The sequence below is a fragment of the Streptomyces sp. GLSS-08 genome, from assembly GCF_056387915.1.
Genome location: NZ_JBWJAQ010000001.1, coordinates 217,598 through 235,734, shown reverse-complemented (window position 1 = coordinate 235,734; position 18,137 = coordinate 217,598). Strand labels below are relative to the sequence as shown.

Below are 18,137 nucleotides of genomic sequence, written 5' to 3'. Positions count from 1 at the left end.
CGAGGTGGCCGGTGGCGGGCGTGGCGCTACTCGTCGTCGGCAGGAGCATTGACGCGCACGGCCATGTTTCCGGCCGGGTGCTGGTTGTCGTGCATGAGCTGGTGGAACTTCCCGATGTCCGCGAAGTCGCCGACCTGGCTGAGACAGGGATCGACATATCCCTTGTCGACGAGCTGGGTGAGTTCATGGCACTGGCGGAGGTTGAAGCCGTGCGAACCCTGCAGTCGCTTCTGCCGCATCCACAGGAACCTGAGGTCGACGTCGCTGTGATAGCCGGTCGTGGCACCGCAGATGACGACCATTCCCGCGCTGTCGCACAGATACATCGAGGTGGGAATGGTGTTCTGTCCGACGTGCTCGAAAACGATCCTGGGGGCCCGGCGTTCACCGAGCTTGTCCCAGAAGGCGCTCCCGAATCGCCTGACTTCCTTCAGCCATTCCCCGTAGGCGTTCGCGTCCTGGATGTCCGGAAGCCGGCCCCAGTGGTGGAAGTCGTTGCGATTGAGCACACCGTGGGCGCCCAGCTTCATGCAGTAGTCGGCGCGTTCGTCGCTCGAGACGACGGCGATCGGGACACCGCCGAGCGCCCGGGTGATCTGGATGGCCATGCAGCCGAGCCCGCCCGAGCCACCCCAGATCAGGACCGGGTCACCGGGCCTGACGACATTCGGCTGCCAGCCGGTCAGCTGCCGGTACGCGGTGGCACCCGACAGGACGTACGCCGCTGCCTCCGTCCACGACAGCCGGTCCGGCTTCGGGACACACATGTAGTCGTTCACCAGCGCGAACTGGGCGAAAGCGCCGAAGTTCGTCTCATAGCCCCAGGCCAGATTGGAGGCCGAGGTCATGGGATCCGCTCCCAGCCTGATGTCCTGTGCCGTCTCGTCCCACACGCCGCCGGAGATGACCGCGTGGTCGCCGACCTTGACGTTGCGCACGCCCTCGCCGACGGCCCAGACGATTCCCGAGCACTCGGATCCGCCTATGTGGAAGTTCTCGGCCTCGCCCTTGCGCCGTCGGGCCCCGATGACGTCGACCGGCTTGCCGAGCGCGGCCCACACGTTGTTGTAGTTGATTCCCGCGGCCATCACGTACAGCAGGACCTGTCCCCGCCCGACGGGGGGAACGTCGACGACCTCGGTCTGGAAGGCCTGCTCGGGAAGACCGAATCGCTCGGGCCTGATGACCGATGCGTACATTTTCTCCGGCATTGCGCCGGTGGGCGGCATCTCACCGAGGCCGTACAGTTCCTTCATGCTGACATCCCTCACATTCTCGGAATATGGACCAATGCGTCCGCTCTGATGTCCGCGAGCCCTGTGCGCTCCGTCTAGTTCGCCGTCGGTGCGGAGGCCAGCAACCGCTCCACGGCCGCCAGTACGTCGCTCGTCGCCGCCGCGGCCGCGGGGACCACGTCGGCCATCAGGAGATAGCCGTGCACCAAGCCCGGCGCGGGGACGTGTTGCACCGCGACACCGGCGGCGGCCAGCCGGGCCGCCAGCTCGACGCCTTCGTCATGCAGCGCGTCGAACTCGGCGGTGCCCAGCACGGTGGGAGGCAGCCCGCGGTGGTCGGCGTTGAGCAGGTCGATCGCCGGGTCCGAGCGGTGCTCCGGATCCTGCACGTACTGGTCGTAGTACCACCGCAGGTCATCGGCCTCCGCCAGGTAGCCCGATCCGTACTTCTGCATGGACTCCGACTTCATGTCCGGGTCCGCTGCCGGGTACATGAGCAGCTGCGCGGCGAACTCGACGCCGTCGTGGTCCCGTTGGTGCAGGGCGATCCCCAGGGACAGGCTTCCCCCCGCGCTGTCGCCGGCGATCACGTGCGCCCGCCCGGGGAACGAGCGGGCCGCCCATCGCGCGGCGGCGATCCCGTCCTGGAGCGGGCCGGGATGCGGGTGTTCCGGTGCGCGCCGGTAGTCGACGGAGACGACGACGGCTCCGAGGGCGGCGGCGACACGACGGCACACCGGGTCGTGGGTGTCCACGTCACCGGCCATCCAGCCCCCGCCGTGCAGATACGTCACGAGACGGCCCCGGTCGGTCACCGGCAGATACGTCCGGACACCGAACGTGCCGTCGCGGGCGTCGATCTGCCGGTCCGTGACCGCGGCCACGGGGTCCGGCGCGGCACCGCGGCGCGAGCCGGCCGCACCGTCGGCGTAGCGGCGGCGTACTTGTTCCACGGTGAGCATGCGTGCCGGTGCCGGTCGATCGGCTGCCTGCCACTGGATCAGGGCGCGGATGAAACGGTCGATGGGCACGAGAGTCTCCTCGGATCGCACCAGCGCGGGAATCAACGGTCCAACCCGCCCGGACGCCGGTGCGGGGAATGCGGATGCGGTGCGGCGGCCTCGCGGGCCGCCCGGCGTCCGGCCACCGCTCCCGGTCGCGTCCGGACGGGTCAGCGGCCGGTTCGCGGCGCGGCGCGGCGCCGTCCTTTCCTGCTCCGTCCGGCGCAGTCCTGCGTCACCACTCGATCAGCGAGAGACCGATCGAGACGCCGCCGCCCATGCCGAGCATCAGGATCTGGTCCCCTCGGCGCAGGGCCCCGGAGCGGGCCGCCCTGTCCAGGGTCAACGGCACCGACGCGGAGCCGGTGTTGCCGTACTCACCGACGGTGCGGTGCAGTGTGGCGTTCGGCAGGTCCAGCCTCGACACCAGGTCGTCGAGCATGACACCGTTCGGCTGGTGCGGGACCACGTGGGCGATGTCGGCCGGCTGTACCGCGCTGTCGTGCAGGAACTGCTTCACCAGACCCGGCACGGTGGCGTTGCCGAACTCCCGGGCGGTCCGTCCGTCCATCGCGAAGTAGTGCAGACCGGCTTCGTGCGTCGCGGGGTCGTAGGGCTGCCTGCTGCCGCCGGCCGGAACCCGGATCAGCTCGGTCATGTCACTGAAGAAGTGGAACGCCGACGCCCGGATGCCCCGGCCGGAGCCGGCCGGGCCCACGACCGCCGCACCGGCGCCGTCGCCGAACAGGATGACGGACTTCGGATCGGCGGGGTTGAGGATCCGTGAGTACACGTCGGCCCCTATGACCAGCCCGTGACCGCCGCTTCGGGCGACGATCGCCTGGACCGCGTCGAGCGCGTAGACGAACCCGGCGCACACGGCGTTCACGTCGAACGCCGCGACGTTCGTCCCGGCCCCTTCCAGGTTCCGGTGCACGAAGGCCGCCGTCGCCGGCTGCTGCTGGTCGGGCGTCGAGGTGGCGACGACGATGGTGGTCAGCTGGTCCGCGGTGATCCCGGCGGATTCCAGCGCCCGGCGCGCGGCGACGGTGGCGAGATCGGAGGTGGCCTGGCCCGGTTCGGCCCAACGCCGTTCGCGGATGGCCGTCTTCCGCAGGATCCAGGCGTCGTCGACACCGGCGGGCCCACCGACTTCGGCGTTGGACACCACACGGTCCGGCACACAGGACCCGGTGCCGAGGAGTGCGACGGGAGCCGCAGGCACGCTCATCGGCGGTCTCATTCCGTGACGTCGGCGGGCAGGGGGAAGTCCGTGGTGATCTCGGACCAGTCCGGCACGGACTCGATCTCGATCACGGCCGCGGTCAGCGAGTAGCCACCGCCGGCGCTGGTCAGGAGCACGTGGTCGCCCGGCTGGACCGCCTTCGTCTCGATCAGCCGGGTCACGCCCGCGAGCAGGTCGCCGGAGCCCAGGTGCCCGGTGTAACGGCCCCAGTCCATCAGCGTGCGGTCGGCCGTGATGCCCAGCGGCTGGAGGAACTGAACCTGCATCAGGCCGTGTCCCATGTGGGGCGTCAGGATCTTGGCGAAGTCGTCGATCTTGTGCCCCGTCTTGTCGAGCACCGAGCCGACGAGGGTCTGCAACGCCACCTCGCAGCGCTGCAGGACCGACTCCTTGCCGACCTCCTCCAGATACGACTTCTTCGGTGTGCGCAGATCGTGGAGGAACTCCCCGTAGGCGGAGGTGAACGGCTGGCTGCCGCGCCACAGCGGTTCCAGGGTGGCGTCGGTGAGCGACTCGATGGCGTGGACGCGGGCGAAGCCGCCGGTGGTGGAGAGCACCATGCCCGTGGCGGCGTCACCGCCGACGATGCCGTACGCCCCGCGCCACCGGTTGACGCCGGGCTCGGCGAACCGGTCCGCGGTGGTGACCATGGCGCTCGTCCCCCGGCCCGCCTGGAGCTGGCCCACCGCGTAGTCCAGCGCCGCCATGCCGCCGTTCGACAGCCCGTCCAGGTTCACCGAGAAGGCGTCGGTGATCCCGAGTTCGCGCTGGATGTAGGCCGAGGAGGTCCAGCCCCAGTCGCGGCCCTGGTGGTAGAGCGACGCGTGCACCAGCAGGTCCACATGGTCGCCGACCACGTCCGCGGCCCGGTCGAGGGCCCGGCGTCCGGCTATCACCCCCATGTCCGGAACCGTGATGTCGTCCTTGGCGACGGGCAGACAGACGATGTTGTTTACCTCGAGATCGGCCTCGGCGTATTTACCGCTCGCCACCGCTTTTTTCGCCGATTCCGCCGGCGGAATCCAGGCCGCAGCCGACGTGATGAAGACAGGGGTGCTCATTTTCTGCTCCTCCGAGTTCGATGCCCGTCGAGTCGACAGCTGTGGGGCACTGAAATGCCGGACCGATCCGGCAGCGAGATCGCGAACACGACGCGCGATGCCGCGCTGTCCCCATACATGGGCGGGCATCGGAATATGGCCAACGCTACAGCGTCCGGCCCGGAGGTTCGCATATGAATTTCTCATGAGTCGCAGTTAATCCTGCACGGGACCCGGGCACCCTGACCGGCACCTGACGATTACGACCTTCAATTTAAGATTACCGTCGAGTAGGGATCTCTGCCCGGGTCGCGTGCGTATTTCACGCCGTGAGATGAGGAACTCAGGCGCGGGTGTCCGTGGCCTGTGCGAGGAGTCCGTCGACGAAGGCCCGCAGAGCCTGGGGATAGGTGTCCTGCCAGGACAGCTCCGCCCACTGGTCGCCGAGGGCGGACAGGTGCGGCATCCGGGCCACGGCGGGGTTGCCGGCGGCGGCGGCGCGGTCGGCGGACCGCTGGTACTCCTCGCGCTGGCGGGCGGAGTGCGCGCGGACGAGGATCTCGCCGACCGTGTAGTACCAGAGGTTGCGGAAGACGTGCACGGCCTGTTCGGGCGTGCACCCGTAGTCGACGGCCCCCGCCACGATGGTCTCGACCAGCCAGAGGGCCGAGTCGCCGAGCCGGGCGATGAATCCGTCCGCGGTGAGGACCTCCGCGGCCCACGGCCAGGCTGCGAGGCCGTCGTGGACCGCGGTGATGGACGCGACGATGCGCTCCCGCGGGTCGCTGGGCAGGTCGGGGTGGGGGATCTGCTCCGCGTACTCGTGGATCAGCAGGAAGAGCAGGTCCTCCTTGTCCCGTACGTGGTGGTAGAGGGTCGTCGCCCCGATACCGATCTCGGCGGCGAGCCGGCGGATGGTCAGTTTCTCCCAGCCGTCCTGCTCGATGAGCCGGCGGGTCGCGGCCAGGATCTGCGTACGGGAGGTCACGGGCGGGCGGCCGACGCGGCCGTGCGGTGCATTGGTTCGGGACACCGTTCCATCATGCCTTTCCGTGAAACCGGATCGTTCCGGGCCGGGCGCGCTCGACAGCGGGCCGCACCCGGTGATAATTTCAGAACGTGTTCGAAAAATCTGCCGGACGTAGTAGAGGGACTGGGTTACGGTGACTGAGACGGAATCGACCGGCGAGAAGCCGGTGGTCGTAGAGGGTGCCGCCCGGGCAGGCTTGATCCTTGCCGCGGTGGCGGTCGTGCAGTTCATGGTGTCGCTGGATCTGTCGGTCGTGAACGTGGCGCTCCCGGACATCGGCTCCGACCTCGGCTTCAGCGAGGTGGGCCTGACCTGGGTGATTCACGCGTACGCCCTCACCTTCGGCGGGCTGCTGTTGCTCGGCGGCAAGGTCGCCGACCGGTACGGCCGCAAGCGGATCCTGATGATCGGACTCCCCCTGTTCGGCCTGGGATCCCTCATCGGCGGCTTCGCGCAGGAACCCGGCCAGCTGGTGGCGGCCCGCGCCGCGCAGGGTGTCGGGGCCGCCGCGCTCGCCCCGGCCGCGCTGGCGCTGCTGGCCTCGACCTTCCCCGAGGGCAAGCCCCGAGTGAAGGCCTTCGGCGTATGGAGCGCGATGAACGCCGCCGGCGGCGCCCTCGGCGTTCTGATCGGCGGCCTGCTCACCGAGTACGCGGGCTGGGAATGGGTGATGTTCGTCAACGTCCCCCTGGTCGCCGTCGCGATGTACCTGGCGGCACGCGGCGTCGCCGCCGACCGGGTCGCGGCCCACCGCGGCAGCCCGGACGTGCTGGGCGCCGTGCTGGCCACGGCGGGCATGACCCTGCTGGTGTTCGGTGTCATCCGCACCGACCGGCATCCCTGGGGCTCGTCCGAAACCCTGACGACCCTGGCGGTCGCCGTCCTCCTGCTGGCCGCGTTCGTCTTCGTCGAGAAGACCACCTCCCGCGACCCGCTGATCCGGCTCGGACTGTTCACGAACCGCTCGGTCGCCGGCGCCAACCTGTACACGCTGTTCCTCGGCGGTGCCATGGCCTCGGCCTTCTACTTCGTCTCTCTGTACCTCCAGCGCGTCCTGGGCAGCGGGCCGGCCAGGACGGGCGTCCAGTTCCTGCCGTTCGCGTTCGGTGTGGTCATCGGCTCCGTCCTCGCCGTCAAGCTCGGCTACAAGTTCGCTCCCCGGAACCTCCTGATCGGCGGCGGGGTGCTGACCGCCGTCGGCTTCGCCTGGTTCGGTCTGATCAGCGCGGACGGCTCCTTCGCCGTCGACGTCCTCGGCCCGTCGATCGTCACCAGCGTCGGCATCGGGCTCTGCCTCGCACCGGCCGTCTCCATCGCGACCGCCGGTGTCGCGGCCGACGAGACGGGTGCCGCCTCCGGCCTGCTCAACAGCACGCGCCAGATCGGCGCCTCGCTCGGACTGGCCGCCCTCGGCACCGCCGCCAACAACCGCACCGGTGACACACTCACGCCCGACTCCCTGAACGACGGATACGCGCTCGGTATGACCCTCGGCGCCGTGGTCGTGCTCGTCGCCGTCCTCCTTGCTGTCGCCGTCCTGCCCCGCGCGGCGGTGCCGGCGGCAGGGCAGGGCAGCCAGGACGTGCTCGCCGACCAGGCCTGACCCACTGCGCCGCACCAGCGAAGGCCGCCGACCCGGGTGGCCTGACCGCTGGTGCGGCACAGTCGTGTCCGGGCGCCGTGCATCCGGTGCCGTCCTTCCGGCCGGGGTTCTCCAGGGCCTCTGCGGGAGGGCGTGAACGGGCACGACGCCCCGGCGGCCCGCCCGCCGTGCCCAGTCCGCCGGGCCGGCCGCCCCGCGGTGCCGCGGCCACCGGGCACCGGCCCGGTATTGATTTCTCCATTCCGCATATGCGAAACGCATGGACGCATATGCGGAAATAATCTGTTGCAGCGCAATCTCCGGCTGGTACCGTCGAGATCGTTCCGCAGAATAGGGCCGGTATTGGGCGGGACATCCGCAATCATCGGGTACCGAGTCGTCGGTGCGGTCATTTTACCTGGAGGATGGACTGTGCCACCCCGTGCTGCAACGGAAAATACTCCCTGGGAAAAAGTGGCAGAGTCCATCGAATTCATTCCCGCGGAGTATTCCAGTAGAGTCCATCCGGAATCCGTGGCGCAGGAGATGCTGCGCTGTGACGCGCCGGAGATCGACAGGCTGGTGGACGCGGGCCTGCCCTTCGAGCACCGGTCGGGCGTGCGCCATTTCGACGTGAACGACCTGTACAACCTCGGCATGTATTCCGGCAGGGGGAACACCCAGCCGGAGCTCGCCTTCCGCATGCTCTTCCGCTTCGCCGGCCGGCCGGTCGACGACCTGCTGCGCGAGAAGTCATGGGACTTCCGGGTCCGGCTGGACTGCGTCGCCTGCGACGGAACCGCACCGTGGAGTTTCGAAGCCCCGGACGTCGAACGCTTCGGCGGCCGGGTCGTCGGCGGGGCGGCGCCGGAACCGAGCAGGGGATCGGCCGAGTACGCGGCGACGATCACCACGACGGGCGCCCGGACCCCCCTCGTCTCCTCCGAACTGCGGCGCCTGACCCGCGATTACCTCGGCGCCGGATACCGCTGGCAGATGATCCCCGTCGCCATGCAGGCCGACTACGAGTCGGTGCACGCGCTGGGTGCGACGAGCTGTATCGCGGCGAGCCTGCTGCTGGCCGAGCGCTTCCGTGCGGCCGGTTACCGGGCCGAGGCGAAACGAGGCTGGTTCTGCGGCGTGCTCGGCGGTGCCCTCGACCTGCCGCACGCGTGCGTGGAGGTCGAGGACGAGGACGGCCTGTGCAAGACCGTCGACATCGCCAAGGCGCAGCTGGCCGCGCGACTGTCGCCGGACACCGGCGACTTCCAGGAGCTGTGCGTCGGGTCCATCTACAACAAGGTGATCCCGTCCACCGCATCCGGTAATGCGTCCTTCGGCCATCACGAATGTGGTTCACCGCTGCCGGTCCAGGTGCGCGCGGATATTCGTGCGGCGCGTTGAAGCTGAACTCTTGAACCACTCCGTTGGGAAGGACGAGCGAAATGGCGGTACGTGAGGTCCAACCGGTTCGCCTCGACACGAACCGGTTGGAGCAGCTGGCCGAATCCGGCTACTACAACCCCTACACGATGTTCGACTGGCCCGGTTCCATCGAGCCCGACCTGCCGTGGATGAGCGAGAGCCTGACCACGCTGGCCGGCACGCCCATGTGGGACGAGCTGACGCGTGAGCAGCAGATCGCGCTGACCAGGTACGAGTCGATCAACTTCTTCAGCCTCAACATCCACGGCATCCGTGAGCTGATGAGCGAAGTCGTGATGCGCATCCACGAGCCGGCCTACGCGAACGTCTCGGAGTTCCTGCACCACTTCATCGGTGAGGAAAACGAGCACATGTGGTTCTTCGCGAAGTTCTGCCTGCGGTACGGCGGCAAGCTGTATCCCGCGCAGCCGACGCTGAAGGCCGGCTCCGTCGACCACCTGTCGCGGGTGGCCCGCGAGGTGATCGTGTTCGCGCGCATCCTGATCTTCGAGGAGATCGTCGACTACTACAACGCGCACATGGCGACCGACCAGTCGCTGCCGCACATCGCCCGGGAGATCAACCGGGTGCACCACGTGGACGAGAGCAGGCATGTCGCCTTCGGGCGCATGATCTTCACCGAGCTGCTGAAGCAGGTGGCCGAACGCGACAAGGACGAGATACCGGTGATCGCCGAGTACCTCGAGAGCTACCTGCAGTACAGCATCGGCACCCTCTACAACCCGGCCGCCTACCGCGACGCGGGCATCCCGGACGCGCTCGCGCTGCGGCGGCGCGCGCTGGAGCACCCGGCCCGGGTGGAGGCGCACGAGCAGGTACTGAAGCGGACGAGGAAGTTCCTTTCGAAGTCCGGTGTGGGCAGGGAGGACATCAAGTGACGGGCGAACCCATGCAGGCGGTCCGGGAGTTCATCCTGGGCCGCAACCCCAAGCTCGACCAGCTGCCCGAGGACCTGGATCTGATCGACAGCAGGGCCATCAACTCGCTGGCCTTCGTCGAGTTCATGTTCCTGCTGGAGGAGCTGACGGGCGACCCGATCGACCCGGAGGACGTGGATCTGGACGACTTCCGCACCCTCACCGCGCTGGAAGCCCGATTCTTCAAGAAGGAAGCAGCCCGATGACCACAGCGACCGACAACGGCCTGGGAGTGCTCGACGGCAGCCAGCTGCGGTTGCTGCGGGCGATCGACGCGGTCTTTCTCCGCCTGGCCGAAGGCTGGGACGCGGCGGAGTTCCGGTTCCCGTTCCTGATGCGGTGCAAGGACCTCGACACCTTCGACTACTACGACAACTTCCCGCACCTGGGCCTCGCCGCGACCCGGCTCGACCCTCAGCGTCTGGGTGCCCTGCTGGCGGAGTCACCCCGCCCGGTCGACCGGATGCCGACCGAGGTGATGGAGCCCACCGCGTTCGCACTGCCCTCCGCGGCGTGCTACTCGATCTACCTCGACCTGGCGGGTTCGACGCTGCCGGCCGGCGGCACGATGCGGACCACGGTCGGCACCTGTTTCCGCAACGAGGACCACTACCAGGGCCTGCAACGGCTCCTCGGCTTCTCCATGCGGGAGATCGTCTGCGTCGGACCGGAAGAGGTGGCCAAGAACCACCTGCTCCGCGCCAAGGACGCCGTGACGACACTGTTCGCCGAGCTCGGGCTGGACCACAAGCTCGAAGTCGCCACCGACCCCTTCTTCGACAAGGACAGCGGCAAGGCGAAGATGCAGCGGCTGTTCCCGGTGAAGGAGGAGTTCGTCGTCAACGGCCTGGCGATCGGCTCCGTCAACTACCACCGGAACTTCTTCGGGGAGCGCTGCGCCATCCAGGCCGGTGAGGAGCCGGCGCACACCAGCTGCCTCGCCTTCGGCCTGGAGCGCTGGGTGCACACCCTGACCGAGCGGTTCGGCAGCGCCGACGCCGCGGCGGCCGCGGTCGAGAGCCTGAGCTGATGCGTTCGACGGCGGCGGGAGTGCTCGGCCTGGACGTGAGCCTGCTGCAGTCGGGCATGGGCGGTGTCGCGGGGTCGGAGTTGGCGTGCGCCGTGTCCAACGCAGGCGCCGCTGGCTGCGCGGGTGGCTACAAGCTGGTCGGCGGAGCCCTCTCCGCCATGCTCGACCGGCTGACCACGGGTACCGACCGGCCTGTCGGCGTGAATCTGATCCCGGAGGTCGTCGGACCGGACGAGCTCGATCGTCAGGTGGCACAGGTCCTGGACGAGACGCCGGAGCGCGTGCATCTGTCCTTCTTCGGCATGCCGGGCGACGCGGTGTTCGACCGCGTCGCCGCGGCGGGCCGGCAGCCGGTGGTCCAGGTCGGGACCGTCGCGGACGGTGTGCACGCGGCCGAGCGGGGTGCCGTGGTCGTGGTCCAGGGCACCGAGGCCGGCGGTCATCTCCTCGGCACGTCGACGCGTGACGAGCTTCTCGCCGCGCTGCGCGAGCGGTGCCCGGACGCCTGCCTCGTCGCGGCGGGCGGGATCGGCTCGCCCACCGATGCCATCCCGGCACTCGCTGCCGGAGCCGACGGCGTGCTGCTCGGCACCGCGTTCGTCGTCGCGCACGAATCGCGGGCCCACGACCGGTTCAAGGCGGCGGTGACCGCCGCCGACGCGAGCGCCACCGTGATCACGGACGTCTACGAGATCGGGTGGCCGGGTCGCCGGCACCGTGTGCTGGCGACCGCCGTGACCGCCGACCCGGCGCAGCCCAAGAAGTTCATCGGCAGGACGGTGGTCGAGGGCGAGACGTACCTGGTTCCGCGCTTCAGTTCGGCGGTACCGACCCGTGCCACCAGCGGCCGGATCGAGGAGATGGCGATGTACTGCGGCCAGTCCTGCAGTGCCCTCTCCGACGAGACCTCGGCGGCGGACGTCGTCGCCGCGTTCGCGCGCGTCCTGCCGGGCCCCCAAATCGCTGAAGAGACGAAAAGGACGGAAAGCCATGTCAGCCGGTGAAGAGCAGGACCACCACGATCTGTCGTACCGCGACACCCCGCGCATCATCACCCGCGAGGGCGTCGAACTCTATTACGAGGCCAGCGGTGAAGGGACCGCCATCACGTGCCTCAACAACTTCTTCATCACCAGCCCGTTCTGGCGCGAGTACACCGAGGAACTCGTCCAGCACCACCGCGTCGTGACCTACGACCTGTGCAACCACGGCGCCTCCTCGCGTCTTCCGCAGGAGCCGACCTGGGAGGAACACGCCGCGGACGTGATCGGACTCCTCGACGCGCTGGAGATCGAGTCCACGTACCTCATCGGCACCTCGGCCTCCACGCAGCTCGCCAGGGACGTGGCGCTGGAGTACCCGGACCGGGTCAAGGGCCTCGTCCTGGCCGGCCCGGTCTTCGGCACGAAGGGCATGCGGCGGCACCGGCAGCTGAACCGGTCGTGGCTGCTGACGCTGAAGAGCCACGGCACGGCCGCGCTGTACGCCCAGATGTATCCCGAGGTGATCAGCGGGGAGATGAACGAGGAGTCCGGCACGCCGGGCTTCCTGGGACTGCGCGAGAGCTTCATGGCGATGTCCACCCCCGAGGAACTCACCAACGGCCTGACCCTCGTCCAGTCGGGTGACACCAGCCCCGAGCTGCTGTCCCGCGTCCAGGCGCCGACGGTGATCGTCCTCGGCGACGACGACATCCTGCTGAGCCCGACGCGCGGTCACGAGGTGGCCGCCCTGTTCGCCGACGGCCGCTGCGAGATCATGCCGAACGCCGGCCATGTTCCGTTCCTCGACGACCCCGAGGGCTTCCAGGCGATCGTCCGCAAGTTCATCGAGGAAGCGGAATCGCATGCCTGACGAGGCATCCAAGGCCAGGCAGCGCATTCGGGAGCTGCTGGACGACCTCCTGGGCAGCGGCCAGTTCACCGCCCGGGTCGCGGACACCGCCTCGCTGCGCGAGGCGGGACTGTCCTCCAACGCGCTGGTCAGCCTGCTGGTGGCCATGGAGGACGCGTTCGGCTTCGAGTGGGAGGACGACGTCCAGCCGGAAGTGCTGCGCTCGATCGACTCACTGGCGGCCCACGTCGCGTCGCTGCACAACTGAAGGACACACGGTGGCTGTTGAGCTGAGCGTTCCCGCGGGTGCGGCACCGGAGACAGTGATCGGATGTCATCCGGTGCCGTGGCCGCACGGAGTGGCTCAGCAGTTCGCCGCGGGCCGTCGTGCGGCCGCCGCGGCTCTGGCCTCGGCCGGGTCGGCCGACCGGACCGTGCTCCGTCAGCCCGACGGCAGGCCGCGCTTCCCGGAAGGATTCGCCGGCTCCATCTCCCACACCGAGCACCTGGCGGTCGCGGTGGTGGTCCCCGGCGCCCGGGCGGTGGGGGCCGACATCGAGGACGCGGCCGTCGGTCCTCGCGTGGCCCGGTTCGTCCTGCGTGAAAGGGAACGGCGCCTGCTGCTCCCCCCGATCGGAGAGTACACAGCGCGAGAGCTGTTCGCCGCCAAGGAAGCGGCCTTCAAGGCCCTGAACGGCACCGGCCCACAGAACGAGTTCCTGTTCTGGAGGATCGAACTCACGCAGTCCGACGGCGCGTTGACCGCGTCGTACCGCGGCGACCCGGTTCCGGTGTGGGTTCGCTCGGAGGCAGATTTTTCGTTCGCCGTGGCGATACGGCGTTGAACTCTACGATTCGCCCTGTCCTTTCGGGCCCATACCTGTCGGAGGGAGAGTGCAGCGAATGGGGGAAAGAAGCGCAATGAATCGCGAGATTCTCGAAGTCGTCAATGAACTGTTCTGTCACGAACTTCAGGTACCTGAAATCAACCCCGATGTCCCGCTGGTGGACTACGGCCTGGATTCCATTCGCTCGGTCAGTCTGATCGTCGAGATGGAAGCCAGGTTCGACTGCCGCATCTCGGACGAACAGGCGGCCTCGATGCAGACGCTGCGCGAGGTCGTGGACCAGGTCACCGCATCACTGGCAGTGCGGGTCAGGCAAGGAGACAGCGAGGCATGAACGCCGATTCTGGTTTCGCGCGGTACGCCCGGCCGGAGTTCGCCCGGCTCTTGCGGGCGTTGCATCTGGATGTGACCTACCTCGCCGGGCAGGGCGATCACCTGACCCGGGAACTGCGGGGCTCGCAGCACCACTCCGACACCGAGGGGCAGGTGCTCGACCTCGTCGGCGGCGCGGGCTCCTCCCTCTTCGGGCACAACCACCCGGCGCTGCTCGACGTGGCGCGGCGCTGCCTCGACGCGCGGATCCCGTTCAACGCACAGGCCAGTATCCGCCCGGGTGCGGCGGAGCTGGCGGAACGGCTGTCGGCGACGGTCGGAGCCACGACCGGCGCCAGCTACGTGGTCACCCTCGGGAACACCGGTGCGGAGGCCGTGGAAGCCGCGGTGAAACACGCCACCGTCGAGCACCGACGGCGGCTCGGCGCACTGCAGGAGGAGGTCGAACTGTCCCTGCGGCGCGTGCGGCGCGACGGCCTCGCGGACGTCCCCTGCGCGGACGGACCCGCGGCCGGCCGCCCCTGCGCGGAGGTGCTGAGCGAGGCTCTCGACCGGATCGCCGACCTGCGGCGGACGGACCCGGTGTTCGTCTCGCTGCGCAACGCCTTCCACGGGAAGACGGCGGGAGCGGGCACGCTGACGCACGGTGGCAACGTGCCGGCGGATCTCCACGTACCCGGTCCGCGGCACCGCCGGCTGAGCGACTGGACACCCGAGGCGGTGGTGACCGCGCTCGACTCCGAACACGTCCCGGTCCACTCGGTCACTGTCGACTCCGCCAAGGTGCCGCACTCCGCCGTCCGCCGGCTGTCGCCGGTGGCCGCCTGCTTCGTCGAACCCATCCAGGGCGAGTCCGGAGTGCACGAGGTCCCGGCCGGGACACTCGCCGCCCTGCGTGAGCTGGCCGACCGGCACGAGGCGGCGCTGGTGTTCGACGAGATCCAGTGCGGCATGGGGCGGACGGGCACCTTCCTCGCGTCCGAGGGCTCAGGGGTGGTCGCCGACTACTACCTGTTCTCGAAGTCCCTCGGGGGCGGTCTGGCCAAGATCTCCGCCATGCTGGTCGCCGAGAACCGCTACGTACCGGAATTCGGCCGCCACCACACCTCCACCTTCGCCGACGACGACTTCTCGTCGCGCATCGCGACGGCCACGCTGGACCTCTCCCTCGCCTACTGCGACCGCATCACCGAGATCGGCACGCTCCTGCGGGACCGGCTGACGGAGGTGGCGGCCCGGTGGCCGGACGCCATCGTCGAGGTGCGCGGCCGCGGGCTGCTCCTGGGCGTCGAATTCGCGCTGCCGCAGCCCGAATCGGGCCTGCTGCGCGAGGTGTTCGACTCCGAGTCGCTCGGCTACCTGATCGCCGGCCGTCTGCTGCACACACACCGGATCAGGGTCATCCCCACCCTGTCCGCCCCCACGACGGTGCGCGTCCAGCCGTCGGCGCTGCTGGAGACGACGGACGTGGACCGGGTCGCCGCCGCGTTCGACGACGTCGCCGCACTGCTCTCCCGCGGCGAGTACACGACACTGCTGGAACATCTGACCGTCCCGCCGGCCGGTGCGTGGCAGCCGCCGCACCATGTCCCGCTGCCCCGCCGCGACCGGCCCGCACAGCAGGGCGGGCGCCGGGCCGAGGTGCCGCGCGTCGCGTTCCTGGCCAACCTGGATGTCCCGGGCAAGCTGTGGCACATGGCGCCGGAGCTGGCCGACTGGTCGGACGAACAGTGTGAGGCCGCACTCGACCGGATGTGGGGTGAACTGGACCCCTTCGAGGTCGCCCGGCACCGCATCACCTCCGAGGGACGGGGCGAGGTCGAGGTCGTCATGGTGGCGGCACCCTTCACCGCCGCCCAGGCCAACGCCGCCCTGCGGTCGGGTCAGGGGGCGTGGCTGCGCCGCACGGTGCTCGACGCGGTGGAACTGGGTGTCTCGCTCGGTGCCGGAGTCATCGGTCTCGGAGGGCACACCTCGATCGTCACCAACGCGGCCCGGGACGTGGTCGAGAGTGACATCCGGGTGACGTCGGGCAACTCGCTGACCGCCGCCTGCGCCTACGACCTGCTGCGGCTGCAACTCGCCGAGTCCGCCGCCGGTGAACGCCGCGTCGGCCTCGTCGGAGCGATAGGCAACATCGGCGCCGTGATGGCCGAACTCATCGCCCCGCACTGCGAGTCGATGGTGCTGGTCGGTCGGCCCGGCTCGGCCCGGCGGCTCAGGACCGTCGCCGAACGGCTCGCCGCTCACCGGGTCGACGTCTCGGTGGCCGAGGACATGGACGCCCTGCGGGACTGCCCGATCGTGGTCAGCGCCACCAACTCGGCGGACCCGGTGATCCTGCCCCACCACCTCTCCGGTGACGGGAAGGTGCTCGTCTGCGACCTCGCCGTCCCCGGCGACGTGCACCCGGCGGTGGCCGGCATGGCGAACGTGACGCTGGTGTCCGGCGGCCGCATTCAGCTTCCCGGTATGCAGACCCCCCATTTCCCGGGCATCACGCTGCCACCCGGCATCGTGTACTCCTGCATGGCCGAAACGATGCTGCTCGGCATCGAGGCGGGGACCACGAGCCCGTCCTACGGCGGTCTCACCTCGGCCGGTGTGCTGGCCGCCCGGGATCTCGCCGTTCGGCACGGGTTCCACCCCGCTCGCATCGTCTCCGACGACGTCTCCGTACAACCGTGGATCGTCGATCCGTCCAGCACTCTCAAGGAGCACATCGGATGACCGGACTTCGCCCGCGTTTCCCGAGCATCCTGCACGCCTTGGTGGGACACGCGGAACGCGGCTCGGACGGATCGCACGTGACGCTGATCCCGGAACCGGGCCAAGAGGTGACCCTGCGCTACGACGCCCTCGTCGAGAGCGCCGCACGGTGCGCGGCGGCGCTGGCCGACCAGGGTGTCGGCCGCGGCGACCGAGTGGTCCTCTGCCTGCCGACGGGACCGCAGTTCCTCACCGCCTTCTTCGGCACCCAGCTGCTCGGAGCCATGCCGACGGCGATCTCGCTGCCCATCTCCTTCGGGGGAGCGGCGGGGTTCGAGGGCCAGCTGAAGGATCTCGTGGGCTATCTGCGGCCGGCGGCGATCATCACCACCCCGGCGGTGATCGAGGTGCTGCCCAATCTCGTCGACGACACCCACCTGATCGACAGCGAGGTGCTCTACGCACGCGCCACCGCGAGTGGAGCGCCGATGCACCCGATCCGCCTGCCCGGTGGCGACGATCTGTCGCTGATCCAGTGCACCTCCGGTTCGACGGGCCGGCCCAAGGGCGTCATGATCTCGCACGCCAATCTCGCCGCGAACTGCGAGCAGTTCGTCGCCGCGCTGGGCTGGACGAGCACGGACACGACCGTCAACTGGGCGCCGCTCTACCACGACATGGGCCTGATCACGGGAATCCTGTGCCCGGTCTACTCCGGCGGGAGCGCGGTGCTCATGCCGCCCACGCGCTTCCTGCGCGCCCCCGCCGAGTGGTTGCGGCACATCAGCAACCACCGCGGCACGGTTTCGGCCGCGCCGAACTTCGCCTACGGCTATGTGACCGCCCGGGCACGCGACGAGGAACTCGAGGGAGTGGACCTGTCGTCCTGGCGGGTGGCGCTCTGCGGAGCGGAACCCATCCAGCCCGGCACCGTGCGGCGCTTCGCCGACCGCTTCACCCGGTGGGGCCTGCCCTCCACGGCGTTCACCCCGGCCTACGGCATGGCCGAGGCCACGCTGGTCATCACCAGCACCCGGCCGGAGGGCCGGTTCGGGTCCGACACCATCGACCGGCAGGCCGCCGTCGCCGACGCGCGAGTGATCGATGTCGACCCGGCCTGCGAGGACGCGCTCCACGTCGTCGACTGCGGTGAGCCGGTCGCCGGCACGCAGGTGCGCATCGTGGACGGGGCCGGTCACCGCCTGGAGGAGAACCAGATCGGCCACGTCCAGTTCCGCAGCCCCTCGCGCACGGTCGGGTACTTCGATCTGCCGCAGGAGACCGCCGCGGCGATCGACGAGCCGGACTGGTGGAAGACCGGTGACATCGGCTATCTGCGGGACGGCGGCCTGCGGATCACCGGCCGGGCCAAGGATTTGGTGGTCATCCGGGGCGCCAACTACTTCCCTTCCGACTTCGAGCAGGCCGCGGAGACCGTGCCCGGGGTCCGCCTCGGCGCCGTGATCGCCGTCGGATACTGCCACGACGACAGCGACTCGGAGGAACTCCACCTGATCGTGGAGACGGAGCTGGGCAGCGACCGGCACGACGAGCTGCGCCGGTCCGTGCTGGCAGCCGTCAGCTCGCGTACCGGTGTCCGGCCCGCCGCGATCCACCTCGTACCGAAGCGGAGCATCCCGAAGACGACCAGCGGGAAGCTGCAGCGGTCGAAGGCGCGGGAGAAGTTCGTCGAAGGGTGGACGCCGCGGCCCCGGCCGTGACCGGACGGCGGAACCTCACGGCTGAGGCGCACGAAAGCTCCGGACCGCCGGGCCACGACCCGGCGGACCGGAGCTTTCGTGCGCCAGTGCGCACTCCCGCGCCCGGCCTCGCCTTCGTCCGTGCGCCCCTCGCCGGGGGCGCACGGCGCTCGCCCGGCCACCGCGG

At 69.5% G+C, this 18,137-nt stretch carries 17 protein-coding genes; 12 read left to right on the top strand and 5 right to left on the bottom strand.

The features are described 5' to 3' along the window. Positions 1-26 precede the first annotated feature (26 nt). The 5 genes from ccrA to AC0ZLC_RS00865 form a co-directional block, all read right to left on the bottom strand. Positions 27-1,256 carry a crotonyl-CoA carboxylase/reductase gene (ccrA, locus tag AC0ZLC_RS00885; protein ID WP_476749884.1) on the bottom strand — a complete coding sequence of 410 codons (1,230 nt, stop codon included), beginning with the start codon at positions 1,254-1,256 and terminating at the stop codon, positions 27-29. Positions 1,257-1,330: 74 nt separating this feature from the next. Continuing rightward, entirely contained in the window at positions 1,331-2,266 is a 936-nt protein-coding gene (locus AC0ZLC_RS00880) for an alpha/beta hydrolase (protein WP_476749883.1), read from the bottom strand. A gap of 205 nt (positions 2,267-2,471) precedes the next feature. After that, entirely contained in the window at positions 2,472-3,467 is a 996-nt protein-coding gene (locus tag AC0ZLC_RS00875) for a 3-oxoacyl-ACP synthase III family protein (protein WP_476749882.1), read from the bottom strand. Positions 3,468-3,475: 8 nt separating this feature from the next. Continuing rightward, positions 3,476-4,543, bottom strand: a complete 1,068-nt coding sequence (locus AC0ZLC_RS00870; RefSeq protein WP_476749881.1) for a ketoacyl-ACP synthase III family protein — start codon at positions 4,541-4,543, stop codon at positions 3,476-3,478. A gap of 322 nt (positions 4,544-4,865) precedes the next feature. Then, complete coding sequence (locus AC0ZLC_RS00865; protein WP_476749880.1) at positions 4,866-5,555, bottom strand: TetR/AcrR family transcriptional regulator; 690 nt, start codon at positions 5,553-5,555, stop codon at positions 4,866-4,868. Positions 5,556-5,685: 130 nt separating this feature from the next. Between AC0ZLC_RS00865 and AC0ZLC_RS00860 the strand changes: the two genes are divergently transcribed. The 12 genes from AC0ZLC_RS00860 (at position 5,686) to AC0ZLC_RS00805 (ending at position 17,971) form a co-directional block, all read left to right on the top strand. Beyond that, entirely contained in the window at positions 5,686-7,155 is a 1,470-nt protein-coding gene (locus AC0ZLC_RS00860; protein WP_476749879.1) for an MFS transporter, read from the top strand. 453 nt (positions 7,156-7,608) lie between these two features. Continuing rightward, positions 7,609-8,538 (top strand): hypothetical protein, encoded by a 930-nt coding sequence (locus AC0ZLC_RS00855; protein WP_476749878.1) that lies wholly within the window; start codon positions 7,609-7,611, stop codon positions 8,536-8,538. Positions 8,539-8,579: 41 nt separating this feature from the next. Next, on the top strand, positions 8,580-9,458 hold the full coding sequence (locus tag AC0ZLC_RS00850; protein WP_476749877.1) for a diiron oxygenase: 879 nt from the start codon (positions 8,580-8,582) through the stop codon (positions 9,456-9,458). Continuing rightward, positions 9,455-9,703 carry an acyl carrier protein gene (locus AC0ZLC_RS00845; RefSeq protein ID WP_476749876.1) on the top strand — a complete coding sequence of 83 codons (249 nt, stop codon included), beginning with the start codon at positions 9,455-9,457 and terminating at the stop codon, positions 9,701-9,703. Before AC0ZLC_RS00850 ends, AC0ZLC_RS00845 begins: the two co-directional genes overlap by 4 nt. Continuing rightward, positions 9,700-10,527 (top strand): aminoacyl--tRNA ligase-related protein, encoded by an 828-nt coding sequence (locus tag AC0ZLC_RS00840; RefSeq protein WP_476749875.1) that lies wholly within the window; start codon positions 9,700-9,702, stop codon positions 10,525-10,527. Before AC0ZLC_RS00845 ends, AC0ZLC_RS00840 begins: the two co-directional genes overlap by 4 nt. Further along, positions 10,527-11,531 (top strand): NAD(P)H-dependent flavin oxidoreductase, encoded by a 1,005-nt coding sequence (locus AC0ZLC_RS00835; RefSeq protein ID WP_476749874.1) that lies wholly within the window; start codon positions 10,527-10,529, stop codon positions 11,529-11,531. The genes AC0ZLC_RS00840 and AC0ZLC_RS00835 overlap by 1 nt, the downstream gene beginning before the upstream one ends. Then, entirely contained in the window at positions 11,518-12,381 is an 864-nt protein-coding gene (locus tag AC0ZLC_RS00830; RefSeq protein WP_476749873.1) for an alpha/beta fold hydrolase, read from the top strand. The genes AC0ZLC_RS00835 and AC0ZLC_RS00830 overlap by 14 nt, the downstream gene beginning before the upstream one ends. Further along, the gene (locus tag AC0ZLC_RS00825) at positions 12,374-12,628 is read left to right on the top strand and encodes a phosphopantetheine-binding protein (RefSeq protein ID WP_476749872.1); all 255 of its coding nucleotides are present in this window, start codon (positions 12,374-12,376) and stop codon (positions 12,626-12,628) included. The genes AC0ZLC_RS00830 and AC0ZLC_RS00825 overlap by 8 nt, the downstream gene beginning before the upstream one ends. 10 nt (positions 12,629-12,638) lie before the next feature. Further along, positions 12,639-13,205, top strand: coding sequence for a 4'-phosphopantetheinyl transferase superfamily protein (locus tag AC0ZLC_RS00820; RefSeq protein ID WP_476749871.1), 567 nt, complete (start codon positions 12,639-12,641; stop codon positions 13,203-13,205). Positions 13,206-13,281: 76 nt separating this feature from the next. After that, positions 13,282-13,542, top strand: a complete 261-nt coding sequence (locus tag AC0ZLC_RS00815; RefSeq protein WP_476749870.1) for an acyl carrier protein — start codon at positions 13,282-13,284, stop codon at positions 13,540-13,542. Continuing rightward, a complete protein-coding gene (locus AC0ZLC_RS00810; protein ID WP_476749869.1) occupies positions 13,539-16,271 on the top strand; it encodes an aminotransferase class III-fold pyridoxal phosphate-dependent enzyme in 2,733 nt (910 codons plus the stop codon). The genes AC0ZLC_RS00815 and AC0ZLC_RS00810 overlap by 4 nt, the downstream gene beginning before the upstream one ends. Next, entirely contained in the window at positions 16,268-17,971 is a 1,704-nt protein-coding gene (locus AC0ZLC_RS00805; RefSeq protein ID WP_476749868.1) for a fatty acyl-AMP ligase, read from the top strand. Before AC0ZLC_RS00810 ends, AC0ZLC_RS00805 begins: the two co-directional genes overlap by 4 nt. Positions 17,972-18,137: the final 166 nt, after the last annotated feature.